Genomic DNA, 18,412 nt, shown 5'->3' with positions numbered 1-18,412 from the left:
CGCGCGCCCACGGAGGGGGGTCAGCCGTAGGTGTCTCCTGGGCCTTTACTTCCCGTCACCCTGAGCCCGCCCGTGCGGGGCGCGTGCTGCGGGCCTCTGACCTTGACCTTCGTCACCGTGCCGTCGCCGAGCTCCTCGTTGAGGCGGCGTACGAGCGTGCGGGCGAGCAGGCGGACCTGGGTCGCCCACGCGGTCGAGTCGGCCGCGACGATCACCTCGCCGTCCTCGAACGCCTCCGGCTTGGTGTGCGCGGCCAGGTCGGACCCGACGATGTCGGCCCAGCGCCCGAACACGCCGCCGACCGCCGCCGACTGCTCCCAGCCGCGATCGGCCAGCAGGTCCATGATCGCTCGACCGAACAGCTGGGGGTCGCCGCTCTCCCTGCGTGGCCCGGCCGCCTTGCGTCTGGGCTCGCGGCGGGGGAGCTGTCCGCGTCTGGCGGCGTCGGCCTTGGCCTGGGCGAGCTTCTCCCTCGCCATGGCCGCGCCGCGGGCCGTGGGGTTGTCGTCAGCGGACACGGGTCACTCTCCCCTCTGCGACGTCGAACCTGGCCCCGGCCAGCTCGGCGGGCACGTCGTCGGGCACGGCGGCCGTGATGAGCACCTGCTCGGCGGGCGCGACGATCTCGGCGAGGCGACGCCGGCGCTGGCTGTCGAGCTCGGCGAAGACGTCGTCGAGGATGAGCACCGGGTCGCCGCCTTCGGCGCGGAGCAGGTCGTAGGCGGCCAGGCGCAGCGCGAGCGCGAACGACCACGACTCGCCATGGCTGGCGTAGCCCCGGGCGGGCATGTCGCCGATGCCGAGGATCAGGTCGTCGCGGTGCGGGCCGATGAGCGTGACGCCCCGCTCCAGCTCGGCCGCGCGGACCTCCAGTAGCCGCTCGCGCAGCCGCTCTTCAAGGGTTTTCCCCAAGTCTGTGGATAACGTCTGCGTCTCGGAAGATCCGCGCTCACCGGGGATTTCGTCCTCCGCCACGTCCACACCTGTGGACAACGTGCTGCGATAGGCGAGGCTCGCGGGCTCGCTCGCGGGGGCGAGCCCGGCGTAGGCCGCGGCGGCCAGCGGGCGCAGCGCGTCGACGAGTTCGAGCCGGGCCTGGAGGAGCTCCGCCCCGTGCCTCGCCAGGTGGGCGTCCCAGACCTCCAGAGTGCTCGTCACGTCGCCGGCGCCGGCCGCCGCGAACCCGGAGTCGCTCTCGGCCCGCCGGGCGCTCCTGGCGCCTCTGCGGGCCTGCGCGGCGGTGCGGAGCAGCGCGCTCCGCTGCTTCAGCACGCGGTCGTAGTCGGCACGCACGCCGGCGAACCGGGGTGTCCTGGCCACCAGCAGGTCGTCGAGGAAGCGTCGCCGCTCGGAGGGGTCGCCCTTGGCCAGCGCGAGATCCTCGGGGGCGAACAGGACCGTGCGCAGCAGGCCGATGACGTCGCGAGGTCTGGAGACGGGGGAGCGGTTGAGCCGGGCGCGGCTGGCCCGGCCCGGGTTGATCTCCAGCTCTATCAGCGCCCGCCGGTCGTCCCTGTGGACCGCGCAGCGCACGATCGCCCGGCTCGCGCCGCGCCGGACGAGGGGCGTGTCGGTCGCCACCCGGTGGCTGGACTGCGTCGCGACGTAGCCGAGGGCCTCGACCAGATTGGTCTTGCCCTGGCCGTTGGGCCCCACGAACGCCGTGACGCCCGGCTCCAGGCCGAGCTCCACGGAGGCGTAGGACCTGAAGTCGGTCAGCGACAGGTGGGCGACATGCACCCCACGAAGGTTAGTCGGCCACGCACGTCACCGTGGCCACCGGCGTGCGCCCTGTGGAAAAGTGGAGAACCATCCCGGCCGTGACCGACCGTCGCGGCTGCGGCGTCACTCCGCCCCTCACGAGCGCCCCTCACGAGCGCCCTAGACGAGCGTCCCAGGCGAGCGTCCCAGGCGGGCGAGCGTCCCCAGCGGCCCCTCACAGCCGTGTCACTCGGCCTCGCGTGGCGGCGTGACGTCCGCGCCGGGGGAGTCGGCGCCCTTGCCCGTGGAGCCCTCCGTCGCGGCGATCGCGTGGCCACCGAACTGGTTGCGCAGCGCGGCCACGACCTTCATCGCGGGGGAGTCGTCCTGGCGCGAGGCGAACCTGGCGTAGAGCGCGGCGGTGATCACGGGCAGCGGGACGGCGTGGTCCACGGCGGCCTGGACAGTCCAGCGGCCCTCGCCGGAGTCCTGCGCGTAACCGCGCAGCTCCTCCAGGTGCTCGTCGTCGTCCAGCGACCGGACCAGCAGATCGAGCAGCCAGGAGCGGATCACCGTGCCGGTGCGCCAGCTGCTGAAGCAGCCCCTGACGTCCTTGACGACGTCGGACGCCTCCAGCAGCTCCCAGCCCTCGGCGAAGGCCTGCATCATGCCGTACTCGATGCCGTTGTGGACCATCTTCGCGAAGTGGCCGGCCCCGACGTCGCCCGCGTGGACGAAACCGTCCTCGCCCTCGGGCTTGAGCGTCTCGAAGACGGGCATCAGGCGCTCGACGGACGCCTTGTCGCCGCCGCACATGAGCGCGTAGCCGTTCCGCAGACCCCAGACGCCGCCGCTGACCCCGCAGTCGACGAAGGCGATGCCCTTCTCGGCCAGCTCGGCGGCATGCTTCTGGTCGTCCACATAGTGTGAATTACCGCCGTCGACGACGATGTCGCCCTCGCTCAGCACCCGTCCCAGCTCGTCGATCGTGTGCTGGGTGGGCGCGCCCGCCGGGACCATGACCCACACGGCGCGCGGCGCCGCCAGCCGTTCGACCAGCTCCTTCAGGCTGCTCACGTCGCTGATTTCCGGATCGCGGTCGTAGCCGACCACGTCATGGCCGCCGCGGCGCAGCCGCTCGGCCATGTTCCCGCCCATCTTGCCGAGCCCGATCATGCCGATCTGCATGGTGTCCACCCCCTTGAGAGCCGCACGGTGATCTACCCCCGTTGGCTGGATTCCATCATTCCTGACGGCTTTTTCAGCCCGAAAGACGGATCGGCATGATCAGGTAGCGGTAGTCGGGGGCGCCGCCGTCGTCCTCCACAGGCTTTCCACCGGTGAGGATGGCGGGCTTGGTGGAGGTGGTCATCTGCAGGCGCGCGACGTCGGAGTCGATGGCGCCCAGCCCTTCCAGCAGGAACTGGTGGTTGAAGGCGATGTTCATCTCCTCGCCGTCGTAGTCGACGGGCAGCACCTCGACGGCCTGCGCCTCGTCGCCGCTGCCGGCCTCCAGGACGACCTCGCCGTTCCGGAACGCCAGCCGTACGGGCGTGTTGCGCTCGGCGACCAGGGCGACGCGCTTGACGGCCTCCACGAACGGGCCTGTGGACAACTCGGCGCGCGCGGAGAACTCCGTCGGCAGCAGCGAGCGGTACTTGGGGAACTCGGGGTCGAGCAGCCGCGTGGTGGTGCGCCGCCCGGCGCTGGAGAAGCCGATCATGCCCTCTCCGGTGCCGCCCGCGGAGCTGAGCGCGATCTCCACCTCGGCGCCCGTCGCGCCGAGCGCCTTGGCCGTGTCGGCGAGGGTCTTGCCGGGGATCATCGCGACGGCCGAGAAGTCGGGCTGCCCCGGCTGCCACTTCAGCTCTCGTACGGCCAGGCGGTAGCGGTCGGTCGCCGCGAGGGTGACGACGTCGCCCTCGATCTCCATGCGCACGCCGGTGAGCATGGGCAGCGTGTCGTCCCTGCCCGCCGCGACGGCCACCTGACCGACGGCCGATGCGAAGACGTCGCTGCCCACCCGCCCGGCGGCCGGCGGCATGGCCGGCAGTGACGGGTAGTCCTCCACAGGCATGGTCAGCAGGGTGAACCGGGCGCTGCCGCACGTGACGACCGCCTTCGCGCCGTCGACGACCAGGTCCACAGGCTGTGCGGGGAGGGCGCGGGTGATCTCGGCGAGGAGCTTGCCCGAGACGAGGACGACGCCGGGCTCGCCCGTGTGCAGCTCCAGCGTCACCTCTGCCGAGACCTCGTAGTCGAACCCGGACAGTTTCAGCCGCTGCTCCTCGGTGACTTCCAGGCGCATGCCGGCCAGGACGGGCACGGACGGCCGGGCGGGGAGGCTGCGTGCCGTCCATGCCACCGCCTCAGCGAGGACGTCTCGCTCGATTCGGAACATCACGGTCATCAGCCTCCTGAGCTCGTTGTTGCTTCAAGTTTCGTCTCTCCCGCACCTGAGTTCCGGGAGAACCCCTCTATGGGTCTTGAGTTTCTTTGTAAGAGAGATAAGTGGTCATCACACTAGGGGCGGTGGATACTGTGGACAACCGCTGTTTTCGCAGGTCAGGCCGCGTATTTTTATCCACCGGGGGTGTGGGTGACGCCTGGGGAGAACTTCGGCGGCTGGGGATGACGAGTCTTTGCACACAGGCCGTCCCCAGATCATGGTGCCTTCATCCACCGGTCATCCACCGGGTTTCAACAGGTTGTCCACCGGGTAAACGGCTCGCCCGACGGCCCTCGGAAGACTGTTCACAGGGCGTCCACAAGTCATCCACTGGTAGTCCCCAAGTTCTCCTCAGGATGTCCCCACCCTTATCCCCAGCCGCTGTGGGCGATATTTCCGGGCATTGCGGGGCGGGGAGTCGCCGTTCTCGGGCGTTTCCCCTGGTCCACAGTGTTATCCACAGGCTGTGCATGACGGTCAGGACCCGCGCGTTGTCTGCTTGATCCGCATTGTCAGCTCGTTGACCTGGTTGTACATCGACCGGCGCTCCGGGATCAGGGAGCGGATCTTGCGCTCGGCGTGCATGACCGTGGTGTGGTCGCGCCCCCCGAACTGCTGGCCGATCTTCGGCAGCGACAGCTCGGTCAGCTCCCGGGCGAGGTACATCGCGATCTGCCGGGCGTTCACCAGCGCCCTGCTACGCGAGCTGCCGCACAGCTCCTCGATGCTGATGCCGAAGTATTCGGCCGTCTTGGCCATGATCGTGGCGATCGTGATCTCGGTCCCGTCCTCCGAGGTGATCAGATCCTTCAGGACCACCTCGGCGAGCTGGAGATCCACACCCTGCCTGTTGAGGCTGGCGAACGCGGTGACCCGGATGAGGGCGCCCTCCAGCTCGCGGATGTTGGTGGAGATCCGGCTGGCGATGTACTCGAGCACCTCGGGCGGCGCGGCCAGGCCCTCCTGGATGGCCTTCTTCCTGAGGATGGCGATGCGGGTCTCCAGCTCGGGCGGCTGGACGTCCGTGATCAGCCCCCACTCGAAGCGGTTGCGGAGCCGGTCCTCCAGCGTGATCAGCTGTTTCGGCGCCCGGTCGCTGGAGATCACGATCTGCTTGTTGGCGTTGTGGAGCGTGTTGAAGGTGTGGAAGAACTCCTCCTGCGTCTGCTCCTTGCCCTCCAGGAACTGGATGTCGTCCACAAGGAGGATGTCGATGGCGCGGTAGCGGCCGCGGAACCCGTCGGCCTTGTGGTCGCGAATGCTGTTGATGAAGTCGTTGGTGAACTCCTCGGAGCTCACGTATCTCACGCGCGCGCCGTCGTACAGACTCTGCGCGTAATGCCCGATGGCGTGGAGGAGGTGCGTCTTGCCCAGCCCGGAGTCGCCGTAGATGAAGAGCGGGTTGTACGCCTTCGCGGGGGATTCGGCCACGGCGACGGCCGCCGCGTGGGCGAAACGATTGCTGGCCCCGATGACGAATGTCTCGAAGGTGTATTTCTGGTTGAGACGAGCAGGTTCGCTGGGTTTGCTGCTCTTCGCCTCCCACCGGTTCGGCGCCGGTTCCGGCACTTTCTCCACAGGCGGTGTGTACGGCTGCGCCTGTTCGAAAGAGAACCCGGCCTGTGGATATTCGGTGGATACCTGAGACGGCTCGGCCTGCGGAGAATAGAACTGCGGCGGCTCGGAGACCTGATAGTGCTGGGCGGACGGGGGTTGTGCGAAACGGAGCTGAGATTCCCCACTCTGGGGATAACCCTGACCCCCAGGCTGTTGATGAGCCTCGGGCGCCGGCTGCTCGGGGGCCGTCGTGTCGATCATCACGGCCAGCCGCATGGGCCTGCCGAGCTCCTGCGACAGTGCTTGGCCGACGAGGGGGCGCAGCTTGCCCTCGATGAGGTCCTTGAGGAAGTCGTTGGGGACGCCCAGCACGATCGTGTCGTTGGCCAGGGCGATCGGCCGGACCATGGACAGCCAGGTGCGCTGTTGGACGGGGACGTTCTCGTTGAGGAAGTTGTCCAGCGCCCTCGACCAGACCGTGGTGAGGTCGACACTGTTCATGGCGCGGCTCCCCTTCCTTCGCTTCGCGGCCCCCCGCGATCGTTTATCCACACCGGGCGCCGTCTGCGTGACGATCGACCCCGCCTGTCCACAGCGTGGGAGCCGGGCTCCGTGCCCACGGCCTCCACAGGAGATCCACAAGCTGTCCACAGCGTCGGAGCGGTCCGGAAGGGCCGACAGTATCTCTGTGCACAGGTGTGTTCAAGACGTTGTCCACAGCCTAGTGGTAGGCGCGTGCACATACTGTGGACGCGGCCGGGGCGGTGGAAAACTCGCATGTGGATTAGTGGATAACCGTGCGGCGGGCGCGGGGGACGCCCGTGCGATCCGGCTTCGAGGGGCCTCGATCGACCGGGCGGGGGCCGGGCCGCGGAGGTTCGGGCGGCTCCGGGGAGCCCTCCGGTTTGACCTAGGTGGCGCTTGCCCCGTAACGTACGACGGTCGGCTTGCCACGCGGCGGCTATTTCGCGTGCCCTCGCTTTCCCTGGCAGGCCAGCCATGTGTGTTAAGCGCCCCTGGGCGCACCATCAAGCCTGGAGCCCACCCGTGAGCAAGCGTACTTTCCAGCCGAACAACCGTCGCCGCGCGAAGACCCACGGCTTCCGGCTGCGGATGCGCACCCGGGCCGGTCGCGCCATCCTGGCCGCTCGTCGCCGCAAGGGCCGCGAGAAGCTGTCGGCCTGATCGCCCCGCGCCAGCTAGTCCTGCCCGCCGGTGATGTTCGCCGGCGGGCAATAGGCGCATCAATGGGCGTGTCAATCGGCGCATAGGGTGCGATGGCGGTGTTGTCCCGACGATCCCGCATGCGGCGCGGGGAGGAGTTCCAGGCGGCCATCAAGCGCGGCAAACGCGCTGGTCGTCCCACTTTGGTGGTGCATCTCGACATTTCTGGGGAGGAGACACCTCGGGTCGGATTCGTGGTGAGTCGGGCAGTAGGCGGCGCGGTGGTCCGCAACAAGGTCAAGCGTCGGCTTCGACACCTGATCCGGGACCGTCTCGACCGGCTGCCGCGAGGTAGCCTGCTTGTGGTACGCGCCAATCCACCGGCCGCGTCAGCGCGATACGAGCACCTTGCCGCCGAACTCGACCTCGCGTTGGATCGTCTGCTGAGGCGGCGCGAGTCCGCGACGGATGGACACAGATGACGGAGCAGCCGCAGGGGATGCCGAGCCTCGCCGCTCGGGCACTCGTCGTCCCCATCCGGTTCTACCGGGGGTTCATCAGCCCGATGCTCGGTCCACGCTGCCGGTTCTACCCGTCGTGCAGCGCCTACGGGCTCGAAGCGATCACCGTACACGGAGCATTGCGCGGCACCTGGCTGACTGTCCGGCGCATCGGACGGTGCCACCCATTCCATCCCGGAGGTATAGACCCGGTGCCCCCACGCCCGGTTCGGTCCCACGAATTGCAAGGGAGATAGCTCGGTGGAGCTGTCCTGGCTCAACTGGCTCTATGCAGCCGTCGCCCAAGTCATCATCTGGATCCATACCGCGTACAGCACGGTCCTGAACCCGGACAGCGGCCTGACCTGGGCACTGACGATCATCACGCTGACCGTGTTCATGCGGATCCTGATCTTCCCGCTGTTCCTCAAGCAGATGCGCTCGTCGCGCAAGATGCAGGAGCTCGCTCCCAAGGTCGCGGAGCTGCGCAAGCGCTACAAGAACGACAAGCAGCGCATGAACCAGGAGGTCATGGCGCTCTACCAGGGCGCCGGCGCCAACCCCCTCGGCGGCTGCCTCCCCATCGTCGCGCAGTTCCCGATCTTCATCTCGATGTTCACCGTGCTGCAGGCGATGGCCAACGGCCAGCCCAAGTACGGCATGACGCAGGAGCTCGTCGACAGCGCCCGCTCGGCCCACATCTTCGGCGCGCCGCTCCCGGCCAGCTTCTTCATGTCGTCGGCCCAGATCGAGGGTTTCGACGCCACCGTCGTGCAGACGAAGATCGTGCTGGCCATCTTCGTGGCGATCAGCTCGCTCACCACGTTCCTCACCGTCCGGCAGAGCGTCACCCGCTCGATGGCGCAGATGCCGGACAACCCCATGGCGCAGCAGCAGAAGATCCTCATGTACATCTCGCCGCTGTTCGCCTTCTTCAGCCTGAACTTCCCGCTCGGCCTGATCCTCTACTGGGTGACCACCAACGTGTGGACGCTCGGGCAGCAGCACTGGTTCTACAGCCGCCACCCCATGCCCGAGTTCGACGCCAAGGGCAACGTGGTCCCCGTGACGCCCAAGCCTGGCCTGCTGGCCAGGTTCCGCAAGGCCACCCCCGAGGAGCAGGCTCCTCCCGCGCCGCCGGAGCCTAAGATCATCAGGCAGCAGCCGAGCCGCCAGACCCGCAGCAAGCGCACCGGCAGCAAGAAGTCTTGAACACGAAGGAGAGGCCGGCCATGACCGAGGCCGAGCAGGACAAGGCTCCTGATCTCAACGCTCTCGAGCAGGAGGGTGAGATCGCGGCCGACTACGTCGAGGGCCTCCTCGACATCGCGGACATCGACGGCGACATCGACATGGACGTCGAGGGTGACCGAGCGCTTGTCTCCGTCGTCGGAGTCAAGGGCAACGAGCTGGTCGGGCCCGGCGGCGAGGTGCTCGAAGCGCTCCAGGAGCTCACCCGCCTGGCCGTCCACAGGCAGACGGGGGAGCGGTCGCGACTGATGCTCGACGTCGCCGGCTACCGTGAGCGGCGGCGCGCGGAGCTGACCAAACTCGGCACCGAGATCGCCAGCCAGGTCAGGGAGAAGGGCGAGCCCAAGTCGCTCAAGCCCATGACCCCGTTCGAGCGCAAGATCGTACATGACGCGGTGGCGGCTGCCGGGCTCCGTAGCGAGTCCGAGGGCGAGGAGCCTCAGCGTTACGTTGTGGTCTTTCCCGCCTGACCTGAATTGCGCCCTCCGATCGGCCGTCAGCCCGGTGCCCGGGACTGGCGGCCGTTCGCATGCCGTACCCGTACGGGCGCTGCGCTGTCTAGCTGTACCCGTACGGCGGACTTCCTGTGCTGCACCCGTCCGGCGGAGTTCTCGTGCTGGACTCCGTACGGCGTACGGCGTGCGGCTGCTCGGCCCACTCGGGCGAGTCGACCAACTAAGGCCGGCCGACCCACCTGGGCCAGTCGACCCACTCGGGCCAGCCGGGGCGGGCGGGCGGCCAGACGGGGCGGGGGAGGGCTCGCATCGGCCCGGAGGCCGGTGGGGCGGGGAAGTCCGCCGGGCTGGGTGGGGCGGGGAAGTCCCGGGCTGGGTGGGGTGATGGTCACGGCGAATCGTTCGTGCGGGCGGAGGGGCATGCCACTCGAAGGTCGCGTACAGGACCGCCCGCTAGTCTTCCACCGTGATCCCATGCCTAGCCTTGGGTGGGACACCGCACGAACCGCCTTGGGTGGGACACCGCACGAACCCGCCCCGCCGCCCCGTCCCGTGCTCGCGAGCACCATCCAGCAGACCGACCCCCGAGAAAGGGCCATCGACCAGTGAGCGACGAGCTACCTGCTCCGCCGGACATCGCACGGGACGTCTTCACCGGCGAGGCCTGGGACCGGGCGAACGCCTTCGCCGATCTCCTGGCCGGTCCCGGAGTCGTGCGCGGGCTGCTGGGGCCACGCGAGGTGCCGCGCATCTGGGACCGCCATCTGCTCAACTGCGCGGTGGTGGCCGAGGCCGTTCCGGAGGGCGTGCGCCTGGTCGACATCGGCTCGGGTGCCGGGCTGCCGGGTCTGGTCCTGGCGATCGTGCGGCAGGACCTCAGGGTCACGCTGCTGGAGCCCCTGCTTCGCCGTACCGTCTTCCTGGAGGAGTGCGTCGACGTGCTCAAGCTGGAGAACGTCGAGGTGCTGCGCGGCAGGGCGGAGGAGCTGGCGGGCAAGCGCGAGTTCGACGTCGCCTGCGCTCGCGCCGTCGCGCCCCTTGACCGGCTGCTGAAGTGGGCCATGCCGCTCCTTCGCGAAGGCGGCGAGCTGATCGCCATGAAGGGGGAGCGCGCCGCCGAAGAGCTCGCGGAGGCCGAACCCCAGCTGCGGGCCAGCGGAGCGCGGACGGCCGAGCTTGTCACCGTTGGGCGCGGTAAGGTCGAGCCGCCTGCAACATTGGTTCGGGTGGTAGCAGGCCGTGCGCCGGAGCTCGGTAGGCGGCGACGAAGGAGGTGACGGTTGTGCCAGTCGCGTCATGCGGTCTCGGCTGGCCTGACGGGCCTCTGTCCGAGAGTCCCTCGGGGGTTGGCTGGCCCGAAATGGGCGTGTCGCGACAGCGAATTCCCGGCACCGGCATGCCTCTGGTTGAAAGGATGGCCATCGTGACCCAGACCCCACTGAACCCCGGCGATTCACCCTTGGTACGAGAGGCACTCAGCTCCGTGGTTTCACGTGAAACATCTGCGACTCAGACAGCCACCCAGCAGGGGGAGACGTCCGGTGGTGGCGAGGGTGCCTGGCCGAGGCCGTCCAAGTGCAGAGTGATCGCGGTGGCCAACCAGAAGGGTGGTGTGGGCAAGACCACGACCTCTGTGAACATCGCGGCGGCGCTGTCCATGAACGGCCAGCGAGTGCTCGTAGTCGACCTGGACCCCCAGGGCAACGCGTCCACGGCGCTGGCCACGGAGCATCGCGGTGATGTCCCGGACGTCTATCAGGTGCTCGTCGATGATCTGCCCATGGCCGACATCGTGAAGCAGGTGCCCGACATGCCGGGGCTCTACTGTGCTCCCGCCACGATCGACCTCGCCGGGGCCGAGATCGAGCTCGTGTCGCTGGTGGCCCGCGAAGCCCGCCTGCGCCGAGCGCTCAACGCCTACAGCGCACTCGACCTCGACTACATCATCATCGACTGCCCGCCGTCACTGGGCCTGCTCACCGTGAACGCCCTGGTCGCCGCGGACGAGGTCATGATCCCCATCCAGTGCGAGTACTACGCCCTGGAAGGCCTGGGCCAGCTGCTGCGCAACGTCGACCTCATCAAGGCCCACCTGAACCCGACGCTCCGCCTGTCCACCATCGTCCTCACCATGTACGACGGCCGCACCCGACTTGCGTCGCAGGTGGCCGAGGAGGTTCGGGCGCACTTCGGTGACACGGTGCTGAACACGGTCATCCCGCGCAGCGTCCGCCTGTCGGAGGCGCCCAGTTACGGCCAGTCGGTCATGACGTACGACCCGGGCTCCAGCGGGGCGATGGCCTACATGGACGCGGCCCGCGAGATCGCCCACCGCGCCCTCGTCTGACCCCTGATCCTTCGCCCGCCCGGTCTCCGCCTCTCTCGCCTGGCCTGGAACCGTTCCTCCCGCGGCCGGCGAACACGCCTGTGGCTCCGGGCAACACGCCTCCGTCCACCTGCGACCGTCGCGCGTGTGGCACCTGGGGGAGCCCGCACCGGCTGCCGCCTGGCGTGCTCCTGGCCCGGGAGGGTCTGCGTGGTCGCCGCTGTACGGCCGCGAGGTCTGCTTCTCCTGGATCCGCCGTCTCCCGGGGCCGGGGCTACTGAGGCCGTCTGGTCGGGCGGATCTCCTCGGGCGGATCTCCTCGGGCGGATCTCTGGGCCGCTTCCTCGGCCCGCTCTTATGGGCTTGCCTGATGCTGGTCTTCTGCCAGGGTCTCCTGCGTCCGGTCTCCTGCGCCCGGTCTCGTGCGTCCGGTCTTCTGCGCCCGGTCTCCTGCGCCCGGTCTTCTGTGTAGGCGGCCACCAGGAAGTCCTGGTCAGCGGACACCATGTGGCAGGTGGGTGGCCACGCGATTCCAGGTGGCTGGTCATGAGAAATCCTGGTGGGCGGTGGTTATGACGGCTTGGGTCGGCTCCACCTGGACGGCCTGCCTCGGACCCACCCGATGCCGTTGTTGATCTCGGGGAACTCGATGTCGTCCCGCAGCCCCCTCCCCCCGAGACGCGATGCCGGGAGGCTCGTGCGCCTGGCCGCCAGGACGCACGGCGTCCGCGTTTGATCACGACCCGCCGACTTTTACGGCGTACCTTTGTCGATCCAGGGGGAGGCCGTTCGTGTAGGTGGTGAGAGGCCGGTGAATGCCGGCCGCGACGTCCGGCTCATCAAGGAGGCCAGGAAGATGAAGCACTACCTGCTCAGCATCCAGCAGCCCGACGGCGGCTCGCCCGCGCCTGAGGTCCTGGAGCCGATCATGCGGGACGTGAAAGCCTTCAACGACGCACTCCGGGCCGCCGGCGCGTGGGTCTTCGCCGGAGGGCTGCACGACCCGGGCACGGCCACCGTGGTGCGGGTCCGCGACGAGGAGGTGCTCATCACCGACGGTCCGTACGCCGAGGGCAAGGAGCACGTCGGCGGCCTGTCCGTAATCGCGGCCCCCGATCTGGACGCCGCGCTGGAATGGGGACGCAAGCTCGCCCGGGCGACCACGCTCCCGGTGGAGGTGCGTCCGTTCCAGGGCGAGCCGGGTGACCACCTGCCGTAGGGGTCACATGTACATCCGTTGCGAAGCCGTCTTCCCGGGCCGCCGTCGGCCGCGGCTGCCGGCGCTGCACCGGCGGGGGCCGCGATGACACCCGCCGTACCGGACCTGTCCGCCGCGGAGATCGAGCGCGTCTTCCGTGAGGAGTACGGCCGTGCCGTCGCCGTTCTGGTCCGCCGCTTCGGTGACATCGACGCCGCCGAGGAGGCGGTCCAGGAGGCGTTCGCCGCGGCGCTGCGGCACTGGCCGGCCCAAGGACCGCCGCCGAGCCCGGCGGGCTGGATCATCACCACGGCCGTCAACCGGGCCGTCGACGGTCACCGGCGGGAGGCCTCGCGGGCGGACCGGTACGCCCAGGCCGTCCTGCTGCACACGCGCGACGAACCGGCCGAGGAGGGTCCCGTGCGTGACGACCGGTTGCGCCTGCTGTTCACCTGCTGCCATCCGGCGCTGGCCCCCGCTGCCCGCGTCGCGCTGACGCTGCGGTTGCTGGGCGGGCTCACCACGGCGCAGATCGCGCACGCGTTCCTGGTGCCCGAGCCGACGATGGCCCAGCGGCTGGTCCGGGCCAAGAACAAGATCCGCGACGCCTCGATCCCCTACCGCGTCCCGCGCGAGGCCGACCTGCCGGACCGTCTGCGGTCTGTGCTGGCCGTGGTCTACCTGATCTTCACCGAGGGCCACACGGCCAGCTCTGGCGAGCGGCTGGGCCGCGAGGACCTGTGCGCCGAGGCGATCCGCCTGGCTCGGCTGCTGGCCGAGCTCATGCCCGACGAGCCGGAGGTCCTGGGGCTGCTGGCGCTCCTGCTACTCATCGAGTCGCGGCGGGCCGCCCGTACCGGGCCGGACGGCGGCCTGGTGCCGCTGGGAGACCAGGACCGCGCCCGCTGGGACCATGGCCTGATCGCCGAGGGCCAGGCCCTGGTGCGGGCATGCCTGCGGCGCGGCCGCCCCGGCCCGTACCAGGTCCAGGCGGCGATCAACGCCGTCCACAGCGCCGCCCCGGACGCCGCCGCCACCGACTGGCGGCAGATCCTGCAGCTGTACGACCTCCTCCTGACCCTGGATCCGAGCCCTGTCGTGGCGCTCAACCGCGCGGTCGCCGTCGCCGAGGTCGACGGGCCGCAGGCGGCGCTGCCCCTGGTCGACGCCCTGGTCTCGGACCGGGCCGTGGATCGGGCCATGGACCGCTACCACCTGTACCACGCCATCCGCGCCGACCTGCTGCGCCGCCTGGGCCGCGGCGCTGAGGCGGCACGGGCCTACGAGGCGGCGACGGCCCGCACGCAGAACGCGGCCGAGCGCGCCTTCCTGCAGCGCCGCCGCCAGGAGCTCGCCTCCGACCGATGACTGCGGCATGTCTCCGTTCCGGGCGGTGCGTCAGTCAGCCGATGCTCCGCCCGGATCGGACTGACGCCGTTGCTCTTGGTCAGTTCCAAGTGGAACCGTCCTGACCAGGGCGGATCGCAACCTGACCGGCGAAGGGGCCCTGCGGCGCCGATCGCCCCAGCCATCGCCGTACGCCGGTCACCCCTAGGCGATCGTGAGGCCCCGGTCGCTGCAGCCCCCTTGTCGCAAGGTCGGCATCCCCGATGTCCGAAGGACCGAGGACCGCATGGCCGTGTACCTGGAGAACGGCTGTCCGCGAAACAGGATGTCCATGTCCATCCACCCGGAGTTCCTCATGTCCGTTCACACTTCAGGCAGGGTCTCCTGCGCCCGGTCTCCTCGGGCGGGTCTTCCTGGGCCTGGGTCTCCTGGTGTGGGTCTCCTGGTGTGGGTCTCCTGGGCCGGTTCTCCTGGTGTGGGTCTTCCGGGCCGGTTCTCTTGGGGTGGGTCTCCTCGGGCGGGTCTGCCGGAGCCAGGCTTGCCGGAGGGCGGCTCTTCCGGGGTCAGTTCTCCTGCGCCCCGGTTTTCTGGGCCGGTCCTCCTGGGCCGCTCCTCCTGGGCCGGTCCTCCTGGGCCGCTCCTCCTGGGCCGGTCCTCCTGGTGTGGGACTCCTGGTGTGGGTCTTCCGGGGTCGGTCTGCCGGAGCCCGGCCTGCCGGAGGGCGGCTCTTCCGGGGGCGGGTCTCGTGCGCCCGGCCTGCCGAGGCCCGGCTCCTGGGGTCGGTCTTCCGGGAGGGTCCATTCGGCTGTGTCTGGTGAGGGCGGGGTCGTCTCAGTACGGAGCGGTGGCGCGAAGGGTGTGTACGCCGTGGTGGTGTAAATCCGACACAAGCGCGTGTGGCGAGGAGGCACCCGGTTGCGTCGACGACGGTAACCTCTCCTGGAGTGACCGGAATCTACCGGGTGGATGAGGGAGACGCAGTGAGTCAGCAGCGGCGGGGATTGGGCAAGGGGCTCGGGGCGCTCATCCCGACCGGTCCCATCGTTGACGGCACGGGGACGGTGGCCCCCGCCAACGGTTCGGCGGCGGAGACCGGTCCCATGCCGATCGCCGGGGCGTACTTCAAGGAGGTCACCCTCAGCGCCATCGTGCCGAACCCGCGCCAGCCGCGTGACGTCTTCGACGAGGAGCGCCTCGACGAGCTCGCCGCGTCCATCCGCGAGGTGGGGCTCCTGCAGCCGATCGTGGTGCGTTCGGTGGGAGGCGGCCAGTACGAGCTGATCATGGGGGAGCGGCGCTGGCGGGCCTGCAAGCTCGTAGGGCTCGACCCGGTCCCGGCGATCGTTCGCAACACCCAGGACGACGATCTCCTCCGTGACGCCCTCATCGAGAACCTCCAGCGCGAGCAGCTCAATCCGCTGGAGGAGGCGGCCGCCTACCAGCAGCTGCTCGACGACTTCCGGGCCACGCACGAGCAACTGGCGCAGAAGGTCGGTCGCTCCCGTTCTCACATCACCAACACGCTGCGCCTGCTCAACCTCCCGCCCGAAGTCCAGCTCTCCGTCGCCGCCGGTACCATCAGCGCGGGTCATGCCCGCGCCATTCTCAGGCTCGAAAGCCCTGAGGAGCAGATCCAGCTGGCGAAGCGGGTCATCGCCGAGCTCCTCTCCGTGCGGGCGGTCGAGGAGATCGTCTCCATGGGCAGCGCTCAGGCGGCGCAGAAGCCTCCGCGTGAGCGCCGCCCCGTCAGGCCCACCGCCCCCGGCCTCACCCACCTGGCGGATCGACTGTCCGATCACTTCGAGACCAAGGTCAAGGTGGACCTCGGGCGGCGCAAGGGGCGGATCGTGGTGGAGTTCGCCACGATCGACGACCTTGAGCGCATCATCGGCACCATGGCCCCCGAGGCTGCCCGCGCCATGCGAGAAGCCACAGACTGATCGGGACGCGTTCCGGGAGCGCAGCACTCGCTCGTCGTGTTTCACGTGAAACATGGATCCTACGGATCAGGCGCACGCCCATGACTCTCGCCTTGTTTTCACGTGAAACATCTCCGGCACGCTGACAGCAGGTGAGCCGATGCCGTGTTTCACGTGAAACCATGTTGGCTCGCTCGCCCCACGGCGCCCATGTTTCACGTGAAACATGGGCGCGGCTTAGGGCATGAGAGCCTTGCGGAGGTCGTCGAGGAAGTCGTCCACGTGATCCGGCGTCGTGTCGTACGCGGTCATCCAACGGACGAGTCCGGCTGTCCTGTCCCAGTATTCGAAGAGATAGCGCTGCTTCAGGGCCGCGACGACAGGCTCCGGTAGGACGGCGAAGACGGCATTCGACTCGACGGGGTGGACGACCCGTACCCCGGCCATCTCGGCGGCGCCGGCGGCGAGGCGCCTGGCCATCTGGTTGGCGTGGGCGGCGTTGTGGCGCCAGAGGTCGTCGGTCAGAAGCGCGCAGAGCTGTGCCGCGACGAACCGCATCTTGGAGGCGAGCTGAAGGGACTGTCGGCGCAGGAACGGAACGGCGTGCAGGAGGGTGTCGTCGAGGACGACCACCGCCTCGGCGGCCAGGGCGCCGTTCTTGGTGCCGCCGAAGCTGAAGACGTCCACCCCGGCCTCCGTGGTGATCGCCCGGAGGTCGCAGTCGAGGTACGCGGCGGCGTTGGCCAGCCTGGCCCCGTCGACGTGGAGGCGCATTCCCGAGCGGTGGGCCACTTCGGCGAGCTCCGCCAGTTCGGCGGGGGAGTAGCAAGTGCCGAACTCGGTGACCTGCGAGACGGAGACGACGCGCGGCTGAGGCTCATGGTGCGTGCCAATGGCGTCCAGGCGGCTGGTGATGTCGTTCGGGCGCAGCTTGCCGTCCGGTGTGGGAACCGTGACGAGCTTCACGCCCAGGAGTCGCTCGGCCGCACCGGTCTCGTGCGTCGCGATGTGGGCGCTGTCGGCACAGATGACAGAGTCGTACCGACCCAGCATCAGGGCCAGCCCGACCATGTTGGCTCCGGCGCCGTTGAGCACGACGAACCCCTCCGCCCTGTCACCGAAGACCTCCTTGGTCCGGCGCTCGAAGGCAGCGGTCCAGCGGTCGTCGCCGTAGGCGGGGGCGTCGCCGTCGTTCGCCGCCGCGATGGCTTCGAGGATGGCCGGATGGACGCCCGCGTGGTTGTCGCTGGCGAAGCTCTTGGGATAGGTCGAATCGATCGGCACACCGCAAGGCTACTTACAACCCACCCGGGAGCTGGGGTGGTGCGCGCATGGGAGGTGGCTGGTTCCTGGTGGGGGTGGCCGTGAGCTCGGGGCGCAGGGTCGTCCGTCCTGGTCAGTCCCGGGCACCGGCTGTGGGCTTGTGGGCGTGGTGGGGCTGTCCGGGTCAGTTCGGGGTTCGGGCCGTCGGCGTGGTCCATGGGACATCCCGGTCAGTCGGGACGCCCGGGAGAGTGGCATGGCTCCCGGGCCGGGCGCTACCTGCGCGATGCGGCTGCGTGTCTTCCAGGGGCCGGGGCTAGCGGGTGGCGCGGTTGGCGACGTTGCGGAGGAGGGTGCGGCAGAGGTCGCCGAGATCCTGACCCGCCGCCTCCACAGCCATCGGGAACAGGCTCGTCTCCGTCATGCCGGGAGCCACGTTCACCTCCAGGAAGTGCGGTTGGTCGGCGGCATCGACGATGAGGTCGGTGCGGGAGATGTCGCGCAGGCCCAGCGCGGTGTGGGCCGTCACGGCGGCTTCCGCGCAGGCGGCCGCGGCCTCGGGGGAGAGGCGGGCCGGGGCGAAGAACTCGGTGCGCCCGGCGGTGTAACGGGCGGCGTAGTCGTAGACGCCCCCGTCAGGAACGATCTCCACAGCGGGCAGCGCGACCGGACCGTTGCCGTAGTCAACTACTGAGAGCGCGACCTCGACTCCCTCCACGTAACGCTCGATGAGCGCCGTGTCACCGTACGCGAAGCAGCCCACCATCGCAGCGGGCAGCTCTTCGGCGGTGCGAACCATGGAGGCGCCCAGCGCGGAGCCGCCCCGGGCGGGCTTGACGAAGAGGGGCAGGCCGAGCCGCTCCACGATGCGCCCCAGCACGACGGTGGCGCCGAGGTCGTGGAACGTCTCCTTGGGCAGCGTCACCGACTCCGGTGTGGGCAGCCCGACCGACCGCACGGCGGCCTTGGCGGTCGGTTTGTCGAAGGCCGCCCGGCAGGCGTCGGGGTCGGCGCCCACGTACGGCACGTTCAGCAGCTCAAGCACTGAACGGATCGCGCCGTCCTCGCCCGCGCCTCCGTGGAGGGTGACGAAGACGGCGTCCGGTGGGTCGGCGAGGATCGATGGCACGAGGGACGCGTCCGTGTCGCGGGTCTCCACGTCGATGCCCGCCGCGCGCAGCACCTCGCTCACGCGGCGGCCAGAGCGCAGGGACACCTCCCGCTCGTAGGAGAGGCCCCCGGCCAGCACGAGCACGTGCCCGACATCGCTCATCACATCTCC

17 protein-coding genes are annotated in these 18,412 nt (G+C 69.4%); 10 read left to right on the top strand and 7 right to left on the bottom strand.

Features of this window, described 5'->3' with window-relative positions; translation table 11 throughout:
- Positions 1 to 20 precede the first annotated feature (20 nt).
- The 5 genes from DQW85_RS20575 to dnaA form a co-directional block, all read right to left on the bottom strand.
- Entirely contained in the window at positions 21 to 518 is a 498-nt protein-coding gene (locus DQW85_RS20575) for a DciA family protein (protein ID WP_240197309.1), read from the bottom strand.
- Positions 508 to 1,740: a DNA replication/repair protein RecF gene (gene recF, locus DQW85_RS20570; RefSeq protein ID WP_113701916.1), complete on the bottom strand. Its 1,233-nt coding sequence runs from the start codon at positions 1,738 to 1,740 to the stop codon at positions 508 to 510. The genes DQW85_RS20575 and recF overlap by 11 nt, the downstream gene beginning before the upstream one ends.
- Positions 1,741 to 1,947: 207 nt before the next feature.
- Entirely contained in the window at positions 1,948 to 2,940 is a 993-nt protein-coding gene (gnd, locus tag DQW85_RS20565; RefSeq protein ID WP_240197311.1) for a phosphogluconate dehydrogenase (NAD(+)-dependent, decarboxylating), read from the bottom strand.
- A 22-nt stretch (positions 2,941 to 2,962) separates the two neighbouring features.
- Positions 2,963 to 4,105 (bottom strand): DNA polymerase III subunit beta, encoded by a 1,143-nt coding sequence (dnaN, locus tag DQW85_RS20560; RefSeq protein WP_113701939.1) that lies wholly within the window; start codon positions 4,103 to 4,105, stop codon positions 2,963 to 2,965.
- A gap of 522 nt (positions 4,106 to 4,627) precedes the next feature.
- Entirely contained in the window at positions 4,628 to 6,208 is a 1,581-nt protein-coding gene (dnaA, locus tag DQW85_RS20555) for a chromosomal replication initiator protein DnaA (protein ID WP_113701915.1), read from the bottom strand.
- Between the two features lie 546 nt (positions 6,209 to 6,754).
- Here dnaA and rpmH point away from each other — a divergent pair.
- From rpmH to DQW85_RS20505, 10 genes are all read left to right on the top strand, one after another.
- Complete coding sequence (gene rpmH / locus DQW85_RS20550) at positions 6,755 to 6,892, top strand: 50S ribosomal protein L34 (protein WP_043614899.1); 138 nt, start codon at positions 6,755 to 6,757, stop codon at positions 6,890 to 6,892.
- 119 nt (positions 6,893 to 7,011) lie between these two features.
- Entirely contained in the window at positions 7,012 to 7,353 is a 342-nt protein-coding gene (gene rnpA / locus DQW85_RS20545; protein ID WP_420819169.1) for a ribonuclease P protein component, read from the top strand.
- Between the two features lie 17 nt (positions 7,354 to 7,370).
- The gene (gene yidD / locus DQW85_RS20540; RefSeq protein WP_113701936.1) at positions 7,371 to 7,628 is read left to right on the top strand and encodes a membrane protein insertion efficiency factor YidD; all 258 of its coding nucleotides are present in this window, start codon (positions 7,371 to 7,373) and stop codon (positions 7,626 to 7,628) included.
- 4 nt (positions 7,629 to 7,632) lie between these two features.
- Entirely contained in the window at positions 7,633 to 8,583 is a 951-nt protein-coding gene (gene yidC, locus DQW85_RS20535; protein WP_113701914.1) for a membrane protein insertase YidC, read from the top strand.
- 20 nt (positions 8,584 to 8,603) lie between these two features.
- Positions 8,604 to 9,092: a Jag family protein gene (locus tag DQW85_RS20530; protein WP_113701913.1), complete on the top strand. Its 489-nt coding sequence runs from the start codon at positions 8,604 to 8,606 to the stop codon at positions 9,090 to 9,092.
- A 590-nt stretch (positions 9,093 to 9,682) separates the two neighbouring features.
- Positions 9,683 to 10,354 carry a 16S rRNA (guanine(527)-N(7))-methyltransferase RsmG gene (rsmG, locus tag DQW85_RS20525; RefSeq protein ID WP_113701912.1) on the top strand — a complete coding sequence of 224 codons (672 nt, stop codon included), beginning with the start codon at positions 9,683 to 9,685 and terminating at the stop codon, positions 10,352 to 10,354.
- Positions 10,355 to 10,500: 146 nt separating this feature from the next.
- Positions 10,501 to 11,424 (top strand): ParA family protein, encoded by a 924-nt coding sequence (locus tag DQW85_RS20520; protein WP_420819168.1) that lies wholly within the window; start codon positions 10,501 to 10,503, stop codon positions 11,422 to 11,424.
- Between the two features lie 790 nt (positions 11,425 to 12,214).
- Positions 12,215 to 12,622: a YciI family protein gene (locus DQW85_RS20515; RefSeq protein WP_240197308.1), complete on the top strand. Its 408-nt coding sequence runs from the start codon at positions 12,215 to 12,217 to the stop codon at positions 12,620 to 12,622.
- A gap of 84 nt (positions 12,623 to 12,706) precedes the next feature.
- Positions 12,707 to 13,969, top strand: a complete 1,263-nt coding sequence (locus DQW85_RS20510; RefSeq protein WP_113701910.1) for an RNA polymerase sigma factor — start codon at positions 12,707 to 12,709, stop codon at positions 13,967 to 13,969.
- A gap of 959 nt (positions 13,970 to 14,928) precedes the next feature.
- The gene (locus DQW85_RS20505) at positions 14,929 to 15,888 is read left to right on the top strand and encodes a ParB/RepB/Spo0J family partition protein (RefSeq protein ID WP_113701909.1); all 960 of its coding nucleotides are present in this window, start codon (positions 14,929 to 14,931) and stop codon (positions 15,886 to 15,888) included.
- Positions 15,889 to 16,104: 216 nt separating this feature from the next.
- Here the strand turns inward: DQW85_RS20505 and DQW85_RS20500 are convergent, their stop codons facing one another.
- Both DQW85_RS20500 and DQW85_RS20495 read right to left on the bottom strand, forming a co-directional pair.
- Entirely contained in the window at positions 16,105 to 17,151 is a 1,047-nt protein-coding gene (locus DQW85_RS20500) for a threonine aldolase family protein (protein WP_113701908.1), read from the bottom strand.
- A gap of 295 nt (positions 17,152 to 17,446) precedes the next feature.
- Positions 17,447 to 18,403: a D-alanine--D-alanine ligase family protein gene (locus tag DQW85_RS20495; protein WP_113701907.1), complete on the bottom strand. Its 957-nt coding sequence runs from the start codon at positions 18,401 to 18,403 to the stop codon at positions 17,447 to 17,449.
- Positions 18,404 to 18,412: the final 9 nt, after the last annotated feature.

It is taken from the genome of Nonomuraea lactucae (genome assembly GCF_003313395.1).
In the GTDB taxonomy this organism is placed as follows: domain Bacteria; phylum Actinomycetota; class Actinomycetes; order Streptosporangiales; family Streptosporangiaceae; genus Nonomuraea; species Nonomuraea lactucae.
This window is presented reverse-complemented; position numbering and strand designations above follow the sequence as displayed.

What these genes read in the sequence shown, in the direction of transcription:
- DQW85_RS20510 (WP_113701910.1), top strand. Translation starts at nt 12,707, where the DNA reads ATGACACCCGCCGTACCGGACCTGTCCGCCGCGGAGATCGAGCGCGTC.
- dnaA (WP_113701915.1), bottom strand. Translation starts at nt 6,208, where the DNA reads ATGAACAGTGTCGACCTCACCACGGTCTGGTCGAGGGCGCTGGACAAC.
- DQW85_RS20495 (WP_113701907.1), bottom strand. Translation starts at nt 18,403, where the DNA reads ATGAGCGATGTCGGGCACGTGCTCGTGCTGGCCGGGGGCCTCTCCTAC.
- rnpA (WP_420819169.1), top strand. Translation starts at nt 7,012, where the DNA reads ATGCGGCGCGGGGAGGAGTTCCAGGCGGCCATCAAGCGCGGCAAACGC.
- DQW85_RS20530 (WP_113701913.1), top strand. Translation starts at nt 8,604, where the DNA reads ATGACCGAGGCCGAGCAGGACAAGGCTCCTGATCTCAACGCTCTCGAG.
- yidD (WP_113701936.1), top strand. Translation starts at nt 7,371, where the DNA reads ATGCCGAGCCTCGCCGCTCGGGCACTCGTCGTCCCCATCCGGTTCTAC.